The sequence below is a fragment of the Hyphomicrobium sp. genome, from assembly GCF_035687085.1.
In the GTDB taxonomy this organism is placed as follows: Bacteria; Pseudomonadota; Alphaproteobacteria; order Rhizobiales; family Hyphomicrobiaceae; genus Hyphomicrobium_B.
In genome coordinates this window covers 185,062-208,253 of the sequence record NZ_DASRYS010000005.1, presented here as the reverse complement: position 1 = coordinate 208,253, position 23,192 = coordinate 185,062, and the positions used below count along the sequence as shown (strand labels likewise).

At 58.1% G+C, this 23,192-nt stretch carries 22 protein-coding genes and 1 tRNA gene; 8 read left to right on the top strand and 15 right to left on the bottom strand.

Going from position 1 to position 23,192, the window contains the following annotated elements; translation table 11 throughout:
* Positions 1-197: 197 nt before the first annotated feature.
* Positions 198-283 (top strand) — tRNA-Leu (locus VFG26_RS04425).
* 160 nt (positions 284-443) lie between these two features.
* Positions 444-1,733: a tyrosine-type recombinase/integrase gene (locus VFG26_RS04420; protein WP_325022640.1), complete on the top strand. Its 1,290-nt coding sequence runs from the start codon at positions 444-446 to the stop codon at positions 1,731-1,733.
* Between the two features lie 15 nt (positions 1,734-1,748).
* Here VFG26_RS04420 and VFG26_RS04415 read toward each other — a convergent pair whose 3' ends face one another.
* The 4 genes from VFG26_RS04415 to VFG26_RS04400 form a co-directional block, all read right to left on the bottom strand.
* Positions 1,749-2,003, bottom strand: a complete 255-nt coding sequence (locus tag VFG26_RS04415; protein WP_325022638.1) for a hypothetical protein — start codon at positions 2,001-2,003, stop codon at positions 1,749-1,751.
* Positions 2,004-2,154: 151 nt separating this feature from the next.
* Complete coding sequence (locus VFG26_RS04410) at positions 2,155-2,610, bottom strand: hypothetical protein (RefSeq protein WP_325022636.1); 456 nt, start codon at positions 2,608-2,610, stop codon at positions 2,155-2,157.
* Positions 2,603-2,842 carry a hypothetical protein gene (locus VFG26_RS04405; RefSeq protein WP_325022634.1) on the bottom strand — a complete coding sequence of 80 codons (240 nt, stop codon included), beginning with the start codon at positions 2,840-2,842 and terminating at the stop codon, positions 2,603-2,605. Before VFG26_RS04405 ends, VFG26_RS04410 begins: the two co-directional genes overlap by 8 nt.
* Positions 2,839-3,159: a hypothetical protein gene (locus VFG26_RS04400; RefSeq protein ID WP_325022632.1), complete on the bottom strand. Its 321-nt coding sequence runs from the start codon at positions 3,157-3,159 to the stop codon at positions 2,839-2,841. Before VFG26_RS04400 ends, VFG26_RS04405 begins: the two co-directional genes overlap by 4 nt.
* Positions 3,160-3,704: 545 nt before the next feature.
* Between VFG26_RS04400 and VFG26_RS04395 the strand changes: the two genes are divergently transcribed.
* The 4 genes from VFG26_RS04395 to VFG26_RS04380 all read left to right on the top strand — a co-directional run bounded on the left by VFG26_RS04395 (position 3,705) and on the right by VFG26_RS04380 (position 8,585).
* Entirely contained in the window at positions 3,705-5,117 is a 1,413-nt protein-coding gene (locus VFG26_RS04395; protein ID WP_325022630.1) for a toll/interleukin-1 receptor domain-containing protein, read from the top strand.
* Between the two features lie 606 nt (positions 5,118-5,723).
* Positions 5,724-6,611, top strand: coding sequence for a sce7726 family protein (locus VFG26_RS04390; RefSeq protein ID WP_325022629.1), 888 nt, complete (start codon positions 5,724-5,726; stop codon positions 6,609-6,611).
* Between the two features lie 6 nt (positions 6,612-6,617).
* Positions 6,618-7,559 carry a sce7725 family protein gene (locus tag VFG26_RS04385; RefSeq protein ID WP_325022627.1) on the top strand — a complete coding sequence of 314 codons (942 nt, stop codon included), beginning with the start codon at positions 6,618-6,620 and terminating at the stop codon, positions 7,557-7,559.
* A gap of 3 nt (positions 7,560-7,562) precedes the next feature.
* Positions 7,563-8,585, top strand: coding sequence for an RES family NAD+ phosphorylase (locus tag VFG26_RS04380; RefSeq protein WP_325022625.1), 1,023 nt, complete (start codon positions 7,563-7,565; stop codon positions 8,583-8,585).
* A gap of 21 nt (positions 8,586-8,606) precedes the next feature.
* On the opposite strand, the gene VFG26_RS04375 is transcribed toward VFG26_RS04380, so the two are convergent.
* From VFG26_RS04375 to VFG26_RS04365, 3 genes are all read right to left on the bottom strand, one after another.
* A complete protein-coding gene (locus tag VFG26_RS04375) occupies positions 8,607-10,505 on the bottom strand; it encodes a hypothetical protein (RefSeq protein ID WP_325022623.1) in 1,899 nt (632 codons plus the stop codon).
* A gap of 472 nt (positions 10,506-10,977) precedes the next feature.
* Positions 10,978-11,544 carry a hypothetical protein gene (locus tag VFG26_RS04370; protein ID WP_325022621.1) on the bottom strand — a complete coding sequence of 189 codons (567 nt, stop codon included), beginning with the start codon at positions 11,542-11,544 and terminating at the stop codon, positions 10,978-10,980.
* 122 nt (positions 11,545-11,666) lie between these two features.
* The gene (locus VFG26_RS04365; protein ID WP_325022619.1) at positions 11,667-11,846 is read right to left on the bottom strand and encodes a hypothetical protein; all 180 of its coding nucleotides are present in this window, start codon (positions 11,844-11,846) and stop codon (positions 11,667-11,669) included.
* 343 nt (positions 11,847-12,189) lie between these two features.
* Here VFG26_RS04365 and VFG26_RS04360 point away from each other — a divergent pair, with 343 nt between their 5' ends.
* Complete coding sequence (locus VFG26_RS04360) at positions 12,190-13,197, top strand: hypothetical protein (RefSeq protein ID WP_325022617.1); 1,008 nt, start codon at positions 12,190-12,192, stop codon at positions 13,195-13,197.
* Positions 13,198-13,379: 182 nt separating this feature from the next.
* On the opposite strand, the gene VFG26_RS04355 is transcribed toward VFG26_RS04360, so the two are convergent.
* The 5 genes from VFG26_RS04355 to VFG26_RS04335 all read right to left on the bottom strand — a co-directional run bounded on the left by VFG26_RS04355 (position 13,380) and on the right by VFG26_RS04335 (position 16,632).
* Entirely contained in the window at positions 13,380-13,646 is a 267-nt protein-coding gene (locus VFG26_RS04355) for a hypothetical protein (protein ID WP_325022615.1), read from the bottom strand.
* A 172-nt stretch (positions 13,647-13,818) separates the two neighbouring features.
* Positions 13,819-15,138, bottom strand: a complete 1,320-nt coding sequence (locus VFG26_RS04350; protein WP_325022613.1) for a hypothetical protein — start codon at positions 15,136-15,138, stop codon at positions 13,819-13,821.
* Complete coding sequence (locus VFG26_RS04345) at positions 15,128-15,682, bottom strand: hypothetical protein (RefSeq protein ID WP_325022611.1); 555 nt, start codon at positions 15,680-15,682, stop codon at positions 15,128-15,130. The genes VFG26_RS04350 and VFG26_RS04345 overlap by 11 nt, the downstream gene beginning before the upstream one ends.
* Before the next feature lie 10 nt (positions 15,683-15,692).
* The gene (locus VFG26_RS04340; protein ID WP_325022608.1) at positions 15,693-16,178 is read right to left on the bottom strand and encodes a hypothetical protein; all 486 of its coding nucleotides are present in this window, start codon (positions 16,176-16,178) and stop codon (positions 15,693-15,695) included.
* 13 nt (positions 16,179-16,191) lie between these two features.
* Positions 16,192-16,632, bottom strand: coding sequence for a hypothetical protein (locus tag VFG26_RS04335; protein WP_325022606.1), 441 nt, complete (start codon positions 16,630-16,632; stop codon positions 16,192-16,194).
* Between the two features lie 451 nt (positions 16,633-17,083).
* Here VFG26_RS04335 and VFG26_RS04330 point away from each other — a divergent pair, with 451 nt between their 5' ends.
* Positions 17,084-17,368 carry a hypothetical protein gene (locus VFG26_RS04330; RefSeq protein ID WP_325022604.1) on the top strand — a complete coding sequence of 95 codons (285 nt, stop codon included), beginning with the start codon at positions 17,084-17,086 and terminating at the stop codon, positions 17,366-17,368.
* Between the two features lie 305 nt (positions 17,369-17,673).
* On the opposite strand, the gene VFG26_RS04325 is transcribed toward VFG26_RS04330, so the two are convergent.
* The 3 genes from VFG26_RS04325 to VFG26_RS04315 all read right to left on the bottom strand — a co-directional run bounded on the left by VFG26_RS04325 (position 17,674) and on the right by VFG26_RS04315 (position 22,775).
* Positions 17,674-18,348 (bottom strand): response regulator transcription factor, encoded by a 675-nt coding sequence (locus VFG26_RS04325; RefSeq protein ID WP_325022602.1) that lies wholly within the window; start codon positions 18,346-18,348, stop codon positions 17,674-17,676.
* Positions 18,345-19,982 (bottom strand): ATP-binding protein, encoded by a 1,638-nt coding sequence (locus VFG26_RS04320; RefSeq protein WP_325022600.1) that lies wholly within the window; start codon positions 19,980-19,982, stop codon positions 18,345-18,347. Before VFG26_RS04320 ends, VFG26_RS04325 begins: the two co-directional genes overlap by 4 nt.
* A 402-nt stretch (positions 19,983-20,384) precedes the next feature.
* The gene (locus tag VFG26_RS04315) at positions 20,385-22,775 is read right to left on the bottom strand and encodes a glycosyltransferase (RefSeq protein WP_325022598.1); all 2,391 of its coding nucleotides are present in this window, start codon (positions 22,773-22,775) and stop codon (positions 20,385-20,387) included.
* Positions 22,776-23,192: the final 417 nt, after the last annotated feature.

Here is a 23,192-nt window from a genome sequence, read left to right as displayed (position 1 = left end):
GCGCCCGAGAACTGGCCGTCCCAGATGCCCTGAAAAATACGTGCCTAGAATAACGTGCGCGCCTCACCTGCGAGGCCGCCAACCCTCCTGCCCAAAGTAGAGAGCCGCGACGCTTTGACGATGACGTGCGTTGTTCCGCCCCGATGTGCGTCTCGCAATTGACTTCCGCCTCGGCACAATTTACCTGACACCCCAATGCCCAGATGGCGGAATTGGTAGACGCACTGCTTTCAGGTAGCAGCGCTCACAAGGCGTGGAGGTTCGAGTCCTCTTCTGGGCACCATTTTCCCGTTCGCTGCAGTCCGCACGCGTTCATCGATTTCCAAAAATCCCTGAGAAAGCCCCCAAATACGGGATTTTTGCGCCTGTTGGCGCCTTTCGTTGTCCGTGGACGTCCGCCGCAATCCGCGCTAAAAGCGTGGGGAAATTGTGGGGACAGATGAATGTCTAACTCAAAGCGGCTGACCGCCCTTGAAGTCGCCCGGTTGACCAAGCCCGGCGCGTATGGCGACGGCCGCGGGCTCATGCTTCTCGTGAAGTCCTCCGGCACGCGGTCGTGGATTCTTCGTATCAGCTATAACGGCAAGCGCCGTGACTTTGGACTTGGTGGATACCCGGCCATTCCACTCAGCAAGGCGCGTGAGATCGCCGAGGAATATCGCCAAGCCATCCGCGAGGGTCGTGACCCGCTGGCACACAAGTTCAAGAAGCCTGAGCGTCAGACGTTCCGCGACGCGGCTGAAGCGACACTGACCGGCCTCGCCGGCGACAAGCTGGGTGAAAAGACCATCTCCCGGATGCGCGCGCGACTCGAGATGCACGCCTACCCCAAGCTCGGCCGCTTGGAGGTTCAGAGCATCGATGCCGATGTGCTCGCCGAAGCCCTGCGTCCCATCTGGACGGCGAAGCCCGAGACAGCCCGGCGGGTTCGCCAATACATAATCCGCGTCCTGCGCTTCGCTCGGCCCGATGGGCATTTGCTGGAAGGCGCGCTTGCCAAGGCCGTTACTGACCGACTCCCCGCGCAGAAAGATGGCGAGCATCACGCCGCGATGCCATATGCGGAACTACCTGCGTTCATGGCAAAGCTGTCGGCCAAAGAAAGCAAAGGCTCCCTCGCGCTCCGCTTCACCATCCTGAACGCGGCGCGCTCGGGCGAAACGCGAGGCGCGACTTGGAGCGAGATCGACCGAGAAAAGGCGGTCTGGGAAATTCCAGCCTCACGCATGAAGATGCGCAAAGCCCATCGAGTACCGCTTTCACCAGAAGCGCTCGCAGTCGTCGAAATGGCCGCCAAGTTCAGGCGCCCCGACAGCGACCTTCTGTTTCCATCGGATGCTGGCACGCCGCTCTCGGACATGACGCTGACGAAAATTTTGCGAGACATGAACCTGCCCTATCGCGTGCACGGAATGCGCTCGACCTTTGCAGACTGGCGAGCCGATGAGACCGACTACCCCGAGGAGATAGCCGAAGCCGCATTGGCGCATGAAGTTCCTGACGATGTGAAACGGGCGTATCGCCGAACGGACTTCTTTGATCGCCGGCGTGAGCTAATGCGCGATTGGGCCGCCTTCTGCATGAGCGAGACCGCGCCAGAGGCAACACAAGCCCATGCCGATCATCCGGAATTGCAGCCAATTCCTTTCAAGAGGGAAAAGGCCGCGCCCAAGCGCAAGAAAGGCATCGCCGTGAGCGTGCCCGGCCAAGCGGCAATCGATTTTTCCGAGTAGCGCAAGCGCGACGCACTATGCGGCGCCCCCAAGATCACGCATGATCGAAGCCGCGACTGTTGCCATCTCCGACGCATGCCAATCATTTTCGACTGCGCGCGCGAGGCGCTGAACCTTCCATGCGAGCGCATCCGGCGTCTCGGCACGCGCCGAGAGAAGATGTGTTTTCAGTGAGCGAAGCACGTCCTTCACTTCTTCCAACGGTGCACCAATGCGTTCACCATGTACTTCTTCCAGTGCGTCGAATGATGCGATGAGTGCTGCCGTCATGATTGCCTCCGGTTCGAAATGACCCGCGCGTCATGCCATGCGGGTCGCCGTTCGGCCGGAAATGATCAGTCTTTGGCTAAGAATCCGTGGCCGGAAAAATCCGTTGGCGTGACGGATTCTTCCGTCGCGAAAAGGGGGAAAACTATACGAGCTAAGCGTTGAGAATTCGCTGCGCCATTTCCTCGATTTCGCACGCAGCCGTGCGAGCGGCCGGCCGATCGGAATTGACAATGCGGCGCGCCACGGCGTCGGGATCACGACTGTCGAGAATTTCGATGGCGTATTCGTCCGGCGACGTACCAGCCGCAATAGCACGGGCAAGGTGGGCCTCGTCGGCGTCCATGGTCTTTGCCAGCCGTTGCAGACGTTCCTCGCGTGTGCCGCTGATGCCAGGAGCGGGGTTGCTGCGACGGGCCGGAGTCGAGCCCGCCGCAGCGTCGACGCGGGGCACGTCGAGAAAGGAAATGGGTAAGCCTAGGTCGGCTTCGAGCCGCGCGACGCGAGCCCGTTGCGTCGCCACGTTGGTCGCCGCGTATGGATTGAAACCTGCGAGCACCTGGGCCTCGGCATCGGCCAGCGCTTCGCGCGCCCGGTGAAGTTCAAGCATTCACCATCTCCTGCCGACGCGCTTCGATAATGGCAGCGCGGTCGTTTTGCGTGAGGCGCGCCACCTGATCCAGCGAGAGGCCGGTGCAGCGGGCCATGATCGTGTCAGAATCGGCGTTCTGAAGCTCGATCAGTTCCTCTGTTCGGAAGTTGCGCACGGAAACGAATTGTGTGGCGCCAACGCCCTTGAGACCGGAGTCGATCGGCCATTCGAGGCGGACTTGCACGCTCATGCGGATGCGCCTTCCCGCCAGTATGGGGTGCCACGCAGGTAACGCGGGCCGCCCGCCGTCTCCTGCGGCTTGCTGGTCGCGAGATGGACCGCCGCAGCCAGCGCCTCGTCATCAGAGAAGAAGTGCTGACCGACTTCCTCCAACTGCTCGCGGACGCGATCGGGCAGGCCGTCCAGCGGTGGACACGGAAGAAGGCGATAGCCGAAAACCCCCAGCGCGGCCTCGATGGCGCGGATGCTCGGGTATTTCTCATTTCGCCATGACTTGATCGTTTGGCGAAGTACAGACGAACGAAATTCCGTCTCTTCGTACGTCATTCCATTATCGCGCATTAGCTGGAAGAGTAGTCGCGCGAGAGGATGCGCATTCCGGGGAATCGTTATTCGTGACGGACGCACATATTCGGAAGGATTCGACATGCCGTCATAGTGGCCTATTCAGTCGCTACTGGCGGGACGGTTTCGGTGGCGTGTTTGAGACTGGCTTTCTATCGAAACAACCTGCACTTTCAGATTTTATATTTTTTTTGCGTCTCTTACCGCAATATTATTTCTCCGGTGGAAACAATGTTGAAATTTTTGGTCTTGGCTAGCGGGGTGTCGGGCTGGCGCGTTAACCCGCACCGGGTGGGGGCCGTGGGAGGACCCGCAGTATGGGCGGGGGTATGGCTTACCAGGCCACACGGGTCGCACGCGCAGTGCACGGCAGGCTGATTGATCCCGCTGGCACAACAGTTCCTGCGTCTGGCCGTGCCTGCATGTGCTAGCCCGACAAGCCTGTCGCTCAGTGAGTTGTGGGCGGAACCTCCGTCACTCATGGCAACGCTTGCGACTTTCGCGCCTAGTCTTATTAGAATCCAGCCATGACACCTACAGCAACCCGCCTGCAAATGCGTCTGGACGAGAGATACCTCTGGTTTCACAACCAGTGGTTTTTCAAGTGGCATTACATCGGGGGGTCATCGGTCGACATCGATACGTTTGACGGCCGACAAGCACACTACGGCGGAATCAAGTTCTCGGGATCACCGCGCGATGTCTATTGGTGGGCAATCGTTCGCGGCGCGAAAAAAGAGGTCATCGAGCAGTTCACTTGGGTCGAAGAAGCCGTGAGGAATTATTCTCCTGCAGTCGCGATTCAGGCGATCGACGAATGTGCGGGCGCGTTGATGAGCTTCGTTGGCAAGCTGCGTCGGACGGCAATCGAAAAGGACCGTATCCTGCGCGGTGACGGAATCAATTTCCCTCCAGAGCACGACTCCGGAAACTGGGAGGATGTGAGCAATCAGGCGATCGTCAAGCAGGCCGAAGCGCTGAAGGCCGCCCTATTTCCACCCGCCCCCGAAGCAATGCCACCCGCAGTGAAGGCGGACGTAACCGCATCTGCTGCACCGCGTGCCTACCAAGTGGCGCTCTCATTCGCCGGGGAGCAACGAGCCTATGTTCGAGAAGTTGCACGCCATCTCGTCGCTAGAGGCGTGGCCGTCTTCTACGACGAATTCGAAGCCACAAATTTGTGGGGCAAGGACGGCGTAGAATACTTCCACAAGGTTTTCACGGAAGATGCGCGGCATGCCGTCATGTTCATTTCGGAGGCCTATGTCGCCAAGAAGTGGACGAGGCATGAGCGCCGCTCGGCACTCAGCAGAGCCATCAACGCAGACGATGAATATCTCCTGCCCGTTCGTTTTGACGACACCCCGGTCGCTGGCGTTCCCGACACGCTGCAATATCTGCGAGCGGCAGACTTCAGCCCTGCCGCCCTGGCCGTGAAAATATGCGAGAAGCTTGGAATCGGCTCCGGGTCGGCGAAGGCATCGGATATTGCTCCGCCCGCCGCACATGCCACTGTCGGCGAGGTGACGTTCGACTACAGCGCTTATAATGGTCGTTTCTTGATCGGCTCAGGACCGTCCACGTTTGAGACGAAGTGGTCCAAGGCCAGCGACCAACGCATCCACCTCTACAATGATCCGCCATCCATTGAGGGTGTCGCGATTGCCAAGGGAGCGGTTGAAATTGCCGCCGTATCCAATGCATCGGCATTCGATTTTACCTCGAGCTCGCGATCACCTGCTGTTGGCGAAATCGCTATCCTGCGAAACTCGAATGGCTTTTATGCTGCGGTTCAAATCGTCGATATTCAGGACGACACTAGGGGCGCCTCCCAAGATTCCCTCACGTTTCGGTATGTCATTCAAACAGATGGCACTGCAGATTTCGGGCGACTTGAAGGCACTAAGTCGGCCAATCCGAGCGACACTGTGTCGGCTTAAGCGGGGGCCCCGCGCTCTGGCCATCGTTGGAATGCCGCTCATCGCCGCGCAGTAGATCGTACCATATCTCCCCCTCTATCACGATAGCGGGCCAGCTCCTCGCGGCCGCGCATTGCACTCATCGACTGAATATTGGCATGGCCCGAGCATGTGGTGGATCAACAGTTTGATGGCGAAAGCGGAAAGCGCCAGCTAAGCGGAGCACTTTTCCGCTTGGATTTCCCCATGGAATTCAACAGCGTATACTTGAAAAATCGTGTGTAAGCGGAAAATGGAAGGCCTAACCTTCTCCGATAAAAATGGCACCTGCTTATTGTGATGGATTCGCAATAAATCGGGAAAATATGTGTCTCTCCGCTTTCCGCTTAGATCATCATTTTTACCAAAAAAACTAAGTTTCTTGCGGGTTTCCGTAAGCGGAAAACTTCTCCGCTTAGTTCCGCCTTCTCCGCTTGGGACACGAGCCCTGCGAGTTGAGGTGCGCGTGCAAGCTGGCCACGGCAATAGCTTTCCACTTGGCGCCCCGCCCCCTATCCTTTTAGGAGGAGCCAAATCCTGCTAGAATCATGCATCGCTGGCTGCAACCAGCATGCGCCGGGGAGAGCCGTGGGCTACGATCGATCGACATTATCTGCGCTGACGCGTTTCTTTTCCTCCGCAGTGTTCCGGGAAATGGCAAAGAAGGGGCGTTCGCCGCTCTTCGGCCGTCTCATCAACCAAACGGATTTGTCACAAAAGTGCGGCCGGCACGCCAAGGTGGCAGACGCGTTCGACATGGCGTTTTCCATTCTGAAAAAATCCGGTCATCGGGACGAATACGTCTATCGGGTCGCGCTTGCACACAAAGTCCTGATGGGTAAGCACTCGCTCAAAACGGCGTCCATGCTCAATGAATTCCGAGCCGGTTCGTCCAGGGCGGATATTGTCATCCTGAACGGCACCGCTACGGTTTATGAAATCAAGTCTGAGAGGGACTCTCTCGCTCGGCTCGCAAACCAAGTCAGAAACTATCAGCGGGTGTTTGCGTCCGTAAACGTCATCGCTAGCGAGGGCCATGTGAAAGGCGTTCTCGACGTTGTTCCTGATGATGTCGGGGTGATGTGCCTGACGAGCCGATACAGAATTTCGACGATCCGCGATGCGATCGATGATCCTGAACGCGTCTGCCCTAGTGCGATATTTGAATCGCTTCGCGCAGCGGAAGCAGAGTCTGTTCTGAAAGCGCTAGGTGTCGCGATTCCGTCAGTGCCGAATACGCGCCGTCATGCAATGCTGCGCGAGTTCTTCTTGCAGCAGGACCCCGCCGGGGTACATGCCCAGATGGTGCGCACGTTGAAGCGGACGCGAAGCCTGTCGCTGCTAAGCGATTTAATTGACCAGCTTCCACGTTCGCTTCACGCTGCTGCTCTTTCGATTCCTCTAAGGCGCGCCGAGCATGACAGGCTAGCAGCAGCGGTGGGCACCCGGCTCGACGCAGCCATGGCGTGGGCATAGCGCCATATGTATCACCCATATTTTCGCGGAAAGCAGTTCGAACTCATTACGATTCGAGAGACGGCACCGATGCTTGCGGGGTCGGAGTTTGTCCCGATCATCGAGCCTGTCCGTGAGTCATTGGGCGGTCTTGAACGGACGCTTCAGGCCATCTGTGATGCCAATGCGAAGGCCATCGTTGTGGTGAACCCCTACCATGGGGATCACCAAGAAGACGGCGCCAGCATCACCAATCTTTTGCAGGCCGGTTATGTCGGAAATGAAGCGATCTCCGCCGGCATTCTCCTGCGTAACGACATGACGCTTGAAGACGCCACGTCGAAGTACGATGCCCATCATGACCATAATCCCACATTCATACATGCGGGCTTCACGGCGCAGAAGGCGCTAGCAGCTCACCTTGGCGACCACCTACCTACCTCTAGGCATGTCTTCATCGAAAGACATGCGGATATTCTTTATCGAAAGCACTTCGAAGCAGGCACCCGGATCTTGGTGCGCGACGGTTTCGAGCGCCGCAAAAATTCAGAATATCAGAAAAACTCGCCTGAAAAATTCTCCGAACTTCACGTCACGTTCGGCGACATGGGCATGGATGGGTTCGGAGATTTTCTGACGGTCGGTGACAGCTATTCGGAGACTGGTGGCCCGGCATATGCAGTGGCGATCCACCTCACTTACATCGACCCTGATCAAGATAATGTCATGTTCGTCTATCATTTCGTCTCGACGACAAATGACACTCCAGCTGACCCTGCCGGCAAGTTCGCACAAGCGCTCAAAAAGCTCATAGCCAAGCTCGATTCTGGCACGTCAAAGCTCGATAATACGCAAGCGATTCAGGAGCTGAGGGAGTTACATGCGAAGGGCCATTTCCCCGGCTTGGGCTATGTAAAAAAGCTTTCGATGAAACACCACATTGAAACGCTTGCCAACTATTTGGGCTGACGAATGGCCAGAAAGCGTTGCTGCCCTGAGTGCTTCGGAGACCGCGGGCTGACCAAGCAAATATTTCCCTTCCTCGGTCCGTCTCGGGGTAAATGCGATTATTGCGGGTCAACCGATGTCGATCTACTCAATCCGCAAGCGTTAGCCCCCTATTTTGGGCTCGTCGTCAATGTTTACGAACCTGACGAAGATGGTAAGCCGCTTGCGGAGTGGTTGAAGGATGATTGGGAACTATTTTCGCATCCCAAGATGGACCTAGCGAATGCCGCCTATTTGCTTGGCGATATACTCGATGATGGGCAGATTGTGCGCAAGAATTTCATCCCGTCACCCAGCTACAAAAGTGAAGGTTTAATTCAATGGGAAACGTTGCGCGATGAGATGATGTACCGAAACCGCTGGTTTCTGGATATGACCCTCGATACCGACCGTCTCAAGCAGCTTCTGCCGCATCTACCCGCTGACGATCTACCGCGCACATGGTTTCGCGCCCGCATCAGATCAGGCGACGAAATTTTTCCTATCGAGAAGATGAGCGCACCGCCCAAAAGGCTCGCTGCTCATGGTAGGGCAAATCCTGCCGGCATTCCATATCTTTACCTCGGCTCTCAACCGGACACCGCAGCAGCGGAGGTGAGGCCACACACCGGTGAAATAGCATGCGTTGCAGATTTCGCCATTCCCGAAATACAGGCTGTCGACTTGCGCGCACCGCGCAAGCTTGTTTCACCCTTCATTCTTGAGGACGCGAGCGATATCGGTCAGCTTCGGGCTGATCTTCCGTTTCTGGAACGGCTTGGCGATGAACTGACCAGGCCAGTGCTGCCCTCCGGGGCCGCGATCGATTACATCCCAAGCCAGTACCTCTGCGAGTTCATCAAGAAGAGCGGGTATGACGGCGTCGTCTATCGAAGCTCGGTGAGCAAAGGCTTCAACCTAGCGCTCTTCGATCCGGAGAAGGCGGAGGGCGGCACGGTATCCCTATACAATATCGAGCGCGTGACCGTGGAGGTAGCACAGTGCTGAACCATCGCTTGTGCGCGTCTATCAATACTCACCGCGCTCATCCGGCCGACGACAACGCACACGTCGCCCACCCCGCCCCCCAATAATCACCCAGACCTTCTCGACCGCCTCTAGCCGCTTGACCGCTGCCTCAACCGCACGATCGTCGCGCTTGCTAACGCCCTTTGCGCGCAGCAGGTCGCTCCATTTGATGCCTTCATCGCCAGCAGCGATAACGGCCCGTTCCACGTCTTTGACGATCTCTTCAAATTCACTGCCCGCCATCATCTCGCGGGCACCGGCCTCGATGGTTGCAATGGACGTGCGGACGACTTCAAACGCCCACTGGATATCGGTCGCCGTCACAGCAGGATCAGCCGGATTGCGGGAAAGAGCGCGAAGCGTCGCGATCTTTTGGGTTTGTTCGGCTGCACGTCCGGCAACACCACGGCGACCGGCATCAGCAGCATCATCCTCCCACGCTTCGACGGTCTCGATGGCCGCAATAGCCGCGTCATCAGCCCAACGGGCGAATTGCATGGGCGGCGCAGCGTTTGCCATGCGCGAGGCCGCGCCACTGAGATTTCCCGCCGCCGTAGCTGCCTCAGAGACAGCCCGCAACGCCTCCACTAGTGCCGGGGGAGGTGAGAGACGGGCGGGGTCGCGTTGGCGTGCACCTGCAATGCCAGCCCGGACGACCGTAAGGCGGTTCAGAAAGCCGTCGTCGAGGGTCTGTTGCGACATACCCTCGAAAAATCCTTCAGGAGTTGAAACGGCAAGCAGCGAGAGGGTCGGCGAGTGGATCGGTTCGGAAGCATTGTCGCGCTCGTCGCTCGCGCGTTGCTTGCCCGTCCATTCCGAGCCAGGCTGGGAACGAGGATAGACCTCAAGAAGGGCTTTCGCCGCCAGTCGGGCGAACGATGGTGCATTTCTGCCCATCATGGCTTGCGCTAGCTTTCCGAATTCGTCGAGCGGCATAAGTTGCGATGGTCGCGCGCGAAGCGACAACTCGATGGCCGCGTCCGACGAAAAGTCGCCCGGCCCAAGCAAATGCCGGAAGCCCGCGTCTGCTAGTAACTTTTTTGGAGCACCAAGCAGCGCATCCTTCCCCCCACCTGTTTCGCCGATTGCGACGATATAGAGATTAAGACCGAGGCCCGTGGGCGTTGCCCATCGACGTCCGAAAACGGCCGCGAGCGTCGCAAGGGCCGCTGGCTGAGCAAATTCTTTCACTGGCCGAAAAGCGAAGCGCTGCGACCAGCGTGCGATGTCTCCAAGCAAGCCTGGTTCGGCCGCAATGTCGAAAGCTTTCACCTCAACGGCGACAGACCGCTCAAGATTGGTCGAGCGGTTGAACCTCTCAATCTCCGCCTGAATCCCTGCCAACGCCGTTGCGTCGCCCCTCTTATCGGCGACTTCGGCCATGGCGCGGAGGCAGCGCATCGCCGCCTCATCGGCCGCTCTGCGGAAAGCAGCCTCGCGGGCTGGCTCGACAGGCGGATGAACGGGCCGTTGTGCCGCATCGAACGGATCGGAGCGGCGGGCATGCTCAGCTAGCCAAAGGTCTATTCCGGCTTCGGCCTCAACAGCTTCTGCGGCCTCTTCCGGCGTGGGCTCGCGCCACCCGGTATGATGGTCGCGAAGGGCCTGCTCTGCCTCAAACAGTGCCTCTTCGCGATCATCGATCGGGACGAACTCGGCAACAAGGTCCACAAGATCATCGGGCGTGATCCGTGTGGACTCTTCGCTTTTGTGTTCTGCGGTATCGCGCGCCGCCCGCTCGATGAGGTGCGTAAGCAGTCGCTCGCGGTTGTAAAAATCTGAAAGGTCGCGATCATCGTCGGCTTCAAACTGATCGCGCATGGCAGCGCGTGCGATATCGCGCTGACGTTCGCGCGCCGCTGCATCCATCGCCGCATCGAGCACGCGAGCCGCACGCACTGCAGCTGGACGTGCAGCGGCGCCAGACACACCGGGCGCGGGCCAGCACGGTAAATTGTCCGCCGCCTCCATCGCCAGCGCAAGCGGCCCGGTCCGGGCGAGATGGACAACTTGCCTAAATTGACGAGGGCCACGAAATGCGGCTCCCCTTACGTCTTGAAAAAGCATATTTGAAAAGTCCCGTGTATTTACCCGGCGTTGCCGCGCTGGGGTTGAGATTACAGGCCGCCGGGTTCGCGCTCGGCGGCCTTTTCACAAATGGCGAATATCCGCGCTGCAAAGCTTTCGTGCTGCGGCACCGGCTCACTTGAGGGCCAAGGCAACCGCAATGCGCGTCCATCGCGATGGCTGGCCACAACGTAGCTGCCGGAGCGGCGCAGGCGATGCTGGCGCCTCCCTCGGTCGAGGAACCACGTAACGTCCGGCTCGGCGTCTGGCGGGCATGGCGGGGTAAGCAAGCTGGCTAGGGCAATCACAGTGGGCAGCCTTCTAGATCGACCAGCTTGATGGCATCGAAGAAACGGGTCGGCATGCTGGGCGGGTCTTGCGACTCCTCACGGATAACATCGACCACCTGACGCGCCACACGGTCAGTCGCCTCAATGACGCGTCCGCCGATGTCGGTTGTCATGTTTGTCGCAAACCGGCGGCCATTTCCGTCGAACCATACCGTCTTGGGATCGTCCATGATCGCGGGACGGATGCGGCCGGGCTTGCTTCTCACAAGAAACTCCGCATCCGGAACGCCGGCCGCAGCGGCGCGCTCTCGATGCGCCTCCAGCTTATCAATTTTGGCTTTCAACTTCGTCGCATCGTTCGCGATCTCGTCGACCAGCGTCCGGAGCGATCTTGCCTCCTTTGTGGCGGCGGCGCGTTCGGCGGCCTTCTCTTTTTCATCGGCCTCGCGTTGCAGCCGGCCGATCTCCGCTCCCAGCCGCGACTCCCGCCCATCGAGCGTGGAGAGTTGGGCAGCGATCTCGATTTTTCTTTTCTCGGCCGCGAGCGCCCGAGTGGGTTCATCGAGCAGAAGCTCCGGCATTGCGGTGTCGATGTCAGAAAGCTCGCGCGAGAGTGCGGCGCGCTCGCCGGGGATCGCTGCAAGGTCGCGGTTCAATTCATCGAGCGTTCGTGCCCTCGCGGCGCGCGTTGGCTTCCAGCCCCTCATCGCGCGACTCCCATGCGGAAGTCGTCGATCTCATCGCGACGATATAGAAGGGAAGGCCCGTCCCGAACGGGGCGCGGGCCAAAGTCGGCGGATTTCCAGTTTCGCAGCGTGCGCGTAGTGACGCCGAGAAGTTCAGCGGCGCGCCGCTGGTTGACGTAGGCGGATGGAATGCCCATCTGAGTCTCCCGCCAGCGGGATGCCGGCATGGGCAGTAGTTTCCGCCACTAGCGGAAATTTGCAGGGTTGTTTCGGTGGACCTATTCCCGCGCCGATATAGCGTTGATGAAATAATCGGCGGATTTCCTACAGTTTTTACACGAAGGCGCGAACAGTTCATGCGCCGCGGGGCCAAATCTGGCGCAGCAGTCCATTGTATCCAAGCCGCCATCCTGGCATCAGACGTGGCACAAGAGCATTTGCACCATCAATCGAAGCTTCGGATGCCGAGTCGCCGCCGTCATTCGCGATGCGTCCTGCTAGAACATTGATGGGAATCGGCGGCCCCTGCATAATGATTAAATGGCGAACGCAACCGACAGCGCATGCAGCTTCTTAGAAAGCCTACAACGCTTCGATCTGGCAATGCTGTTGCGGCATTGCCGGGCGTCGGTCGAACAATTCGAAACCGCGCTAGATTGGTCTTTCGATTTGGAGGACGAAGCAATCATCATCCGCGCCCCGGTCCCAATCGGCGAAGCGTTGCAATCATTGCCGCAACAGGATCGCAAGCGGATTGCCGAAGCGATTTTGAGCGTTAGGCAAGGCGGTCGGCAGCATGAAGATTTCCGGGTCGAAACGACGGACGAAGCCAATGCAACTGGCGCGGTCGCATTGTTGTCGGAACTGTTGATCCACCGCGCGATGATGGTTTCGGTCGCAACCGGCGGATCGCGCATTCAGGACGTTGACGACTACTATCGCGCTCGCGAAGTCCGTATCCGTCAAGCCATCCCGGCGGGCGTCGCATATGCCAATCCTCACGCCGACCTGTGGGCATGGTTTCATCACTGGAAAGAACATTTCGGCACTTACGCCGAACGACGGCAATACGTTCGCCGGCTATTTGCTCCGGCGATCGAAGCCGTCGCAAAGCGATCGTCGTTGCCGTCGGAACCGCGTGAAGCAACAGGATGGGGGCGTGTTGACCGCGCGTTGTCGAAGGCACGGTCGCAGCTTGAAAGCGCATCTGCCGAAGAAGACTGCCAGGCTATCGGCCTGCTATGTCGCGAAGTCATCATATCGCTGGCGCAGGCGGTCTATGACCCTGCGATCCACCAATCGTTAGACGGCGTTCCGCCAAGCGAAACCGATGCAAACCGGATGCTTGAAGCGTATATCGGGCACGTATTCCCCGGCGCGAGCAACAAAGAAGTCCGGGCGCACCATCGCGCATCTCTGGCGTTGGCGCTGAACCTTCAGCATCGCCGAACCGCGACGCGGCAACTCGCCGCCCTTTGCGTCGAAGCAACCGCATCAACGACCGCCGTTGTGTCGATCATCGCGCGCAAGGGGAGCGCAGGAGCGTGATCTGGTACCGAGCATCCAACACCCGAAATTTGTCCGCCCGTAACGTTCATGTTGGGAAATTGTGGGGATAGAAAACAGAACATCGACAAAATTCGATAATTATTGTTGTATTGCAATGCCATATTTCGGAACCGTTCGAGTCCTCTTCTGGCACCATCCCCTCATTGATACCGCAGCAAAAATCACGCCTTCGGCCCGATTTCGCTGAAAATCGGCCGAACCGCCCCGCTGCCCTTGATGGACACAGACCCTTTCCAAGAAAGCGTGACAGGTAACGCTTTCCCAATATCGATCGGCACAACCGTGCCGGCCGCTTTGATACGTCGCTCGAAGAGCGACGCGCGCACCGCATATCCGCCGCCGGCGCAGATGCCGAGCGCACCTATACACTCCTTATCGACATACGTGAGCGTCGTCAGGAAATCGACGGTCGAACGGATATCCTCCACGCGTGCGGCCGGGTCTTCGACGCACCGCGGATCGCCACCGCTATCGCCTTGGTATGATGCGTCGCCAATCTATCCGGGATTATCAGGCGCTAGAACGTCGTGCTGGAAGCCGTGTTCTACGGCAACGCCTCAGGCTGCTCTCACCCGCGGCGTGAGGGGTAGTGTCTGCGGATCAGTCCTCGTCATGCCACAACTCATTGTGGCGCGCGTGGGACTCGAGATACGCGCCTTCCTTGTAGAACTTGTCGTAGAAGTCTGTGTCTATGTGCTGGGCTTGCGTGTAGAGGCCTGCACCCACCGGCGGGATCGTCGTCGGGAAGCGGCCGAAGCGCCCGAAGATATCCTGCACGAGCCCGATGAAGTACTTCACGACCTCTGGCGAAGGCGACGCGAGCGCTTTCTTTATTCTCGCATCGCGCGTAAAGGGTGACGGCCGGTCTGCACCGAACACACCGTCTTCACCGAATTTGCGCTCGAGGAACCGCTCGGCTGCATCCGCCATGCTTTTGGTGTATGGCGGGATCAACGGCTCAAAGAAGCCATCGAGACCCACCGGAATGGAGTCTTCGGGAACTTTGCTGTTGCGCTGATAGCGGAAGCCGAAGCCCGGCGTGCCTTGCTCCGCGTAGGCGCCGAGCAGGCTTGCCGAGTTGATGCCGGTATATAGCCAGCCGCCGAGCCCGATGGCCTGCAGCGCGAGCTGGATATTGTAGGCGGCGATGGTGATTTCGGATGTCGTATGCTTGAGGGCAACCGCTTCGATAACAGTGAGTGGAATAGCGCGCTTCTTATGGAGCACACCCTCCTTCAGGAGCGGCTTCGGCTTGCCGAAGGGCTTGCCCTCGGCATCCAACACGGGCGAACCCTCTCCGGTGTAAATCCAAAGGAGGTTGAGAAGTGTTTCGACCTGGTCGCTGATCGGCACAAAAAGGGTTGAGCCAGGTTTGTTGGCGACCCAGTGGTTGTGCGTGCCTATGTGCGGAAATTCCGCGGAAAGCTGCACGCGCTTGTCGCTGATCCGCACGATGTGCGGCTCAAGCCGCGCGACAAGCTCCTTGGGAGAGCTTACTTCGCGGATCGCAGTCGGGTCGAGATCACGGAATTTCGTAATGTATGAGCCGCTCTCGTCGGTGATCAGCAGCTCGGAACCGTACACTGCCGCGCCGCTCGGATAAGTCCTGCCGACGGGGCGAACGGGATAGTCGCAACCGTTGTCCTCGGCTCCGTGGGCCGCGTGCGGAATGCCGAGATTCCAGCCACTCACGCCTGCGCCGATGGCGATCAGAAGCGTGCGCTCGAAATCGCTGATCGTCTCGGGCGCGTGCTTGGAGCGGTAGGCGAATGGGCCGTCGGGTATTTCCATGCCGACGCCAAAGCGGCGCGACCGGCGCCCGAATAGCGCGTCCAACAGAGAGAACTTCTGAAATTCCCGCAACGCTGCGGCCTTCGGTGCACCAGTCTGCTTCTTAACGGGTCGCGGCTTACGAGACATCCGCTTCCTCAGCTACTGCACCCTGTGGAAGATACGGCGTCAGGATGTCATCGACATCAACCTGGACGAGATTGTTGAACAGGTTGGTCGCCACCATCAGCCCCGCGAACGCAACGAGATTGACGAGATCCCTCTCGGAGAAGCGCGCCTTCAGCGTCTTCCAAAGCGCAGGATCAATCGGTTGCGCGTGGCGCGCGGCAGCGTAGCCAAGCTGTACGATCGGTTCTTCCTCGGGCGTGATCTCGAACTTGTCCGGCGTCAGGCCAAGATCGGTGAGCGCTTTGCGGAAGTACGTGGTGCACAGCAGGCAATTGTTCGTGCTTGAAATCGCGTGGGCGTAAAGCACCGCCCCGCGCAAGCCGAGCAAGCTCTTCACCTCATTCCACAGCGGGTACCACTCCATGTAGGCGCGGTGGGCCGGAACAGAATGCAGCAAGGTGGCCTTCATGTTCGAAGGCTTGCCGCGCACTTCCTCTTCATGACGAAACGCTTCCTGGTTCTCAGGAAGCGCCTCGTCGTAGTTCAGTTTCGTGATGTAGCTCATATCGTCCTGTTCACTCCGCAGCCTGAAGCGCTTCTGCGTCCTGGCTCACAGCTCTAAACGTCTTCGTTACGGAAGCCAGCTCTTCCTTGGAATGGCGCCCGAGCCCGCACTCAGTCGAGATGCCGAACGACGGGAGTACCTTCGAGACGATCGCGATGCGCTTGCGAGCGGCTTCAACGCCATCGCTTGCATGCACGAGGCCGAGATAGAACTGCGTCTCTTTGCCGATGCGGAGGTTGGACAGAGCTTCCCAGTGCTTCGGCTCGTCCCAGATGCGCATCGTTGCGGCCTGGATGAAGTTGATCGGGCGATTGATCGCGCGCGCCAGCTCGTTCGAAACTTCGACGACCGTGCTGACATCCGGCGGTAGGATGTGACGGCCGTGATCCTTGTGGTTGTGGATCGGGCACTGGTCCTCATCGCCCATAAACGGTGAGGCGCCGAACTTCGAGTCGCCGTAGCAGAGATGATACCCGACGTCGACGTCAGCCGGCACCCAAGAGCTCACCTCAGCGATGGTGCTGTAAACAGCAGCTTTGTCCGGCAGTGGGTTCGGGAACCAGCCCTGGATGGTGACGAGTTCCGTCGGCAGATCCCACTGGATCGAGGCCTTCAGCCTTAGCCTTCTTGAAGAGCGGATAGGAGTCCGTCGCGAATTCCGCATACTCGAACTTCGGGAACGAGATGTCTTCTGGGCGCACGCCATCCTTGATCTTCACAAGCTTGCGGCCCACCGTGGCGGTGGCGTCGACGATGTCGAACGCGGGGTTCTCGAAGAAGTGACGCGACTGCGTCAGCACCCAGTTCTTGCGCTCGCCCGTCTCCCCATCCGGTACGCGCGTGACCCATGGCTGCAACTCGGATCCGATGAAGTCGAACACCTCATCGGCGTTGGCGAACGGCAGGCTGCCTGTCAGGTGGATGCCTTGGTAGCCGGTTCTGTTCGACATCTGATTGTTCCATCCCTTTTTTGGACATGCGTGGTCGCAGAGCGCGAGCGCACACGTGCGCTGCCCGGCTGGGACACTGCATGGTTCGATAAATGACAAGATCTGACCGGCTACGCTGCGTTACGAGCCGCAATTATCATTTGCTAATGAATGTTCAATAAGCGCCGATACGCGACGTGCTAAATAAGGAGTTCTCATTTGCTTATTCGCCAGCGATGACTTCGCGAACGTGATCATTCAACTTCTTATAAATGATCGTGGCGCTCTCGGCCTCCCCAATCGCCTCCGTATTTCTCCGGAGGTGATCGCCCGTTCGTTGTTCCGCCGAGGCATCCGAGCGGAATTACGCTGATCTTTGACCCTCACTAAATCCAAGCCTAGCGAGTGCACGCGATCGCAGTGACGCGGTCCGGCAGCATCCAAATGAGCACCTCTCTAGGGATTTTGAGCGATGCATAAAGCTTCAGCTGCAGTGGCCTTCTCCATCCTCACTCTCGCCTTCGCGACCACCGCGGAGGCTGCAGTGAGATGCGATGGGGATTTCGAGAACGTCAACGGAAGTTGGGTGGCAACGCGCACTTGCCAGCGCGCGGCGGCAGAACGCGTCGCAAACTCGGAGCACGAGCACATCACGCACCACACTGTTCGTGCGAACGACGAAACGCCCGATGAGTTCTGCCGCAAGCACGTGAACGACATCGAAACGGACACGTACTGCTCCAGCTATAACAATTGATGCCAAGACCGATGTGGTGGTGACGTGGAACATCGACCGAAGAGAATTGTCCTCGCCTGTCTGTTGTCCGTGGGGCTTGCGACATCAGCGCAAGCGAGGGCGCTCTGCGATGGCGATTTCGAGCTTACGCGTGAAGGTTGGATCGCGACCAGCCTCTGCCAATGGCGCGAAGCGGCCCGAGTTGCACACGAGCAGCATCGCCGTCTTACCGACAGCATTTCGTCCGACCGAGATGAGACGCCGGACGAATTCTGCCGCGGGAACAACGATATTCGCGTCTCGACGTTCTGCTCAGCTTACAAGGATTAAGTCGGCTCCCTGCCTGCACCACCCTGTAAGTGCCCCTGTTCGGCGCCGGAGGAAACGTGCCTTCCTTCGAGCCGGACGGCAATTCGGACGAGATCGACGATGTTGCGGGCCCCGGTCTTTTCCATCACCCACGCGCGGTAGGTTTCGACCGTGCGTGGACTGATCTTAAGCGCCAGCGCGATCTCCTTGTTGGAAAGCCCTTTGACGGCCAGATCCATGACCTGCTTCTGGCGATCGGAGAGCTCATTGATGCGGGCGGCGAGGCGCAAGGTCTCCTGCTCCTCATCGCGCTGGCTTTGCGTTTCTCCGATTGCGGCCGTAATGCTTGCGATCAACCGGTCAGGCGAGAACGGCTTTTCAATGAAGTCCCGCGCGCCCGCTTTGAGAGCCTCGACAGCCATCGCGATATCGCCGTGCCCCGTAATGAGGACCAGCGGAATCATCGGGCACATCTTTGCGAGTTCCTTCTGGAGCTCCAGGCCAGAAAGCCCCGGCATGCGGACGTCGCAAACGATGCACGACGGAAGCTCTTCGCCGTGCAACGTTGAAAGGAACTGCGTCGCAGAGAAGAAGGGGCTAACCCGAAACCCGTAATTTCTGAGTACGAGTGAGACGGAATCCCGAACCGGTTCATCGTCGTCTATGATGGCAACCGCTGCGGCTAGCGTCATTTCACGGCTTCCCTGTGGAATGAATCCAATCGTATACGGACGACAGCACCCTCGCTATCGTTTTCCAAAACGAGTTCGCCGCCGTGCCCTTCGACAATTGTCTGACTAAGCGACAGGCCGACGCCTAAGCCATCTCTTTTGCTCGATGAGCGAATGCCTGACTTGCGGAGGTCAAAGCCTGCCGGAAATCCGGGCCCGCGGTCCTTGATGACGATTTCGACCCGGTCAGAACCGGTATTGCTGGCGCTGATATGGATCACCCGCGCTCTTGCCGGCTCGTTTTCGCTCATCGCATCGGCGGCATTGGAAATGATGTTCATGAGCACCTGCTCGATCTGCAGGCGATCGACCGCAACGGTGCGAATGTCACGCGGAATCGCGACCTTCACCGCCGCGCCTGCCCTTGCAAGATTTGGCGCGAGAAGATCGAGCGCTTCCGTGACGAGAAGAGCGGGATGTTGTTCAGCGACTTGTCTGCGTCCCAGCCTGATGAGGTCGCGAAGGCTGCGGACCACCGCGGCGGTGCGATCGACTTGGCTCGCAACCTTGGTCGCGGCCTCGATGGCGAGTGAGCGATCGCCCTCCCCTTTCACCAGATAATCCTGCACCACACGCGAGTAGTTCGATATCGCTGTCAGAGGTTGATTGAGCTCGTGCGCGATGGCCGTCGTGACCTCGCCGGCGCTGCCGAGCCTGAAGATCTCGGAAACCGAGCCCTGATTGAGACGTAGCGTTTGTTCGATGCGGCGCCGTTCCGTGACAAGCCCGCCGATCGCAAGCCCCGTAAACGCGAGGACGAGCATCAATGACTGGTAGGTCGTCAGGCTTGCGGGTGGCGGGCCGGTCATCAGAAGCGCAATCAGGAGACCGATCTCAGTTCCAAGAAGCCCGTAAGTCGCGCCCTTGAGACCGTGGCGGAGAGAGATCCAGATGATCGGGAAGAACAAGACGTTGAACAGCCGGAAGTGGGGAAGATTGGCGAAACCGAACGCCAGAACGAGCGCTGCGACGATTGCAATTCCTTGAAACGCCGCTTCGAGCGTGAGCTTCGGCAGTTCCCTCTCGTTCGCCATGACCAGAGCGAAAGGTGCGATGATCGAGATGCCAATCAAGTCGCCGATGCCGTACCGGAAGATATTGTAGGCGATTTCTGAGGGCGGCAGGACGTCTGAGGCACGAAGCAGCAGTATCGAGGCGATGGCGACGAGCGCCGAACTCACAATCGCCGTTGCTTCGAGTGTAAGGATATCTTGCAGGCTTGTGAGCTTCACGTCGATGCGCCATCGCGATTGCTGCAACCAGCTGATCGCCAGCGCATATCCACCGCCGATGATGAGCGGCGACAGGAGCTGGGCGGCGAACGGAAGCTCTCTCAGGACGACATTCGACGCCGCAACAGCCAGAACCGGCCACGGCCAGAACTGTGCGCCAAACACCAGCAAGGCCGCAAATGCCAAGCCGATCTCCGGGCTCCACGACACGATGCCGAAGGATGGCGCGGAGGAGATAATGCTCAACCAGGCCAGGAGGACGTAGGCAGCGACGAAGGCAGGGCCGGTCAGCCAGATCGGAGCTGATTGTATACGGGCCATGCGATCGGCATACGCTGGTTCTGATACGACCTCTTGCGACATCGTTTCTCTCCTACGCCGCCGATCGGCCCGCCACTCCGTACGTCACCGGAGGCTCACCTACGGATGGTCCCTGAGATAAGCGCAACTGCCTGATTTTGGCGAAGGCACAATCCCTATACGCGCCGACGTCCTCGGCCCAATTCCAGATAAACATCCTTTAATAAATGCTCAGCTCTCGAAACATACCGAGATTAAAGAGGTTTGGATAAGTGAAAGACCACCGGGCGCGCGACAGCGAACCCTTCTTTCCCGGACCGAGGCAAGCTCAAGTCTTGCCCCGAGGCCGGGTCGCTTCAAAATCTGATCCCAATTTGGGCTCCGGCCCACCCGGGCACGAGCAGATATCGGCGCGGGTTCATTCTGCCCAGAGGACGGCCAGGATGTAACGGCGTGCGAACGGCCTCACGCCGCCAATGATGCTTGCCAAATCTTTATGATTTTTTGCCGAACACGGCGGATCCGTCCCAGAAAGCTTGTCTCATCTACTTTCTCAATATCCTCATCCGTCCGCCGAGGGGCAGGTTCAGAGATTGTGACAGGCTCCGGCGGCGCTATTGCAGCTGCGGGCTTAGGTGCCGGGGCAGAGGGAACGGCACCGTAGAAAGTCCGATCGAGATCGATCAGACCGGCTTTGCAAATGTCTGCGAGTTCAAAAAGAGGGCCGCCGGATAATTTCAAATCTAAACCGGTCATCTGCAGCACATGAGACGACGCGAGGTCCGAGTCATTGTGGGTTACAAAGTACCGTCTTGCACTATCCGACTTCGCGGCAAGCGCAGGTGCATCCATCCGGCTTACTTGCAGAAGAAGATCCTCCGACGAATTCCAAGTCCATTGATCGGGATCGGTGAAATCTATCGCTTGCGGGAGCAACGGCATCTCAGCGTTGTGATTCATGCTCGGGATGCCGCAGGACATCACCTCAATCGCAATTCTCGCCGAGCAAACTGGGAAAGGCGCCAGAAACAGATCAATCCCATTTTCCAAAAACGAGCCGCCAAGATCATCCGCCCAGGGAATGTGAATGAAGCGAGCCGGATCAATCCCGTTGCGGCTTAGCTCACTTTTGATCAAGGCCATGTATTCTTCGTTGAGCGGCCCGTAATGATAGTGCACACCGCCTGTCGTCGCGAGAACGTCAGAGATGATCCGGAAATAGGAAAATCGGTAGTCGTTCTCCACCTTGTATGGACGGGCTGCAGCCGACGCGGTCGTCAACCTGCCATTACGCAGCGGAACGTATGGATTTCGCTTGTACTTGTCGACAATGAAGGGGGGAACAAAGACGAACTTATCTGGGTCTATGCGACTGGCCAGAGCCTCGGCTTGGCTTCGCGTCTTGACGATTATCTTGTCGATGGAAGTGTTGTGAACGGCAAATGAGAGACCGTGATCATACACAAAATCCAAAATGATTTGGCCGCCGAGACCTCTTTGAAGCGAGGCGCTCAGAACCGCATCGTGATGCGTCACGAACGGATATATGCGGCCTGGAGCGGAGTGCCAAAGCTTATCGATCAGAGACTCGAGTTGCTTCGACGGCGGCGCCTTGGGATCAGCGGACCAATATTCGATTCGAGGGTCATTGAAATGCTCATCGATAATCGAGCGATCTGTGGCGATTCTTGAAGACGAAAAAATACTGATGTTGAAGCCAGCCTTCAGAAGTATCGCAATGAGCTCTTTGATTTCCTTGAAAATGCCTCCGCCGTCCGGAACGAGGCCGGAGACGAGGAACACCGCCCGCTTCTCGTCAAAACTGCGATGCGCGAGCCGGTAATCCTTACCGTACATCGTAAGCCGGCCCGCCAACTCACAAAGCTGATCGATAGCTTGAAATGAATACATGCCTTTGAAGGCCGCCGAGCGGACCTCCGGGACAAACACGCGCGATGCAGTCTTGCCGCAGAAGCTCAGCAATTGATCGAGCGACGCAGTCTTTCTACCCGCTATGCCGGCGGGTGAGGCCTGCCTGACGAAGTCAATTCGCTTTTGCAGTGCTCCATGCTCTTCCGACTCGGGGTCGGCCACAACATCATCGCGCAAGCACTCAAGACAGCCAATATTTATCTCGCTTCTCTCGTCGTGCTCCAAGCTGGACCAAAGACCGTTGCCATGGAAATTATAGAGGCTTGAGACGTCCGGTACATATCGGACCTTTAATTTGCTTTTGAATGCATGATAAAAGAAAAGCGCCGTATCGCCCCGCATAAACTTCTTAGCGAAATAATTTGGCAGCTCGGAGCCAATCTTCCTAAACAGATAAGAAGACGTGTGGCAGTAAATGCGGTTTGCTACGCAGTCTTTGTACGAGACGTCTCGCGGAACGATGTGAGGACTAACGAAAGCCAGTTTTTCCTCAGGATGCAAAATCGCAGAATTGTGCCCAATTGCGAAAAATTCGTCGTTGCCTTCCAGAAAGTCGACCTGTTTTTGAAGCTTGTCCCAAGAAACAAAGATATCGTCCCCATCAAGAACGTGAAAATACTTGCCGAGCGCAGCAGCGTACGCCCGCATCACCGAAACGCCCTTCCCGCAATTTTGCTCGTTGTTCAGAACTCGCAAATTTGAAAAGGAACGGTGATACGTTTCGACGATCGCGGACGTCTCGTCCGTCGAGCAGTCGTTTACAACAATGACCTCGAACTCAAAATTCGTACGTTGGAAGAGCGCTGACTCGAGCGCCTGGGCGACCGTCTTCTCCTCGTTGAACACTGGCATTAAAATCGAAACAAGAGGCCGACTAGCCTCTCCACGTGAAGTATCCACAACGTTGATCGCGTCGAAGTGCAAACTACTTTCCCCCAATGAGCCAGTCGACGATGGCTTAGGCCATATGTCATACTTGACCAACTCAGGGAAGCAAGCCTGCGAGGAGTACCCTTGCAGCAGCTTTGCGACATCGACGGGATGACCCACGAAGCCATTGAGCTGTGCGGACCCAAGCCGCGGGCGTCGGCTACCACTTAACGGACCCTGACGCGCCTTCAAAGCGGGCAGGCATCAACGCCAAATGAAGCTCACGAAAGCAAACTGTCGGCCGTTAGTTCAGGCGCCTTGACGAGCGGATGAGCGCGACCGCCAGCCAACCGACTTCGCCGCTTCATAGGTCGCAGACTGTTCCGAGATTTAGAAGTTGACTCAAATAGTACGCTTTTCTACTCGTACACATAAGATCGCGTCAGCTTTTCACGTAGCCAGCAGCACGCC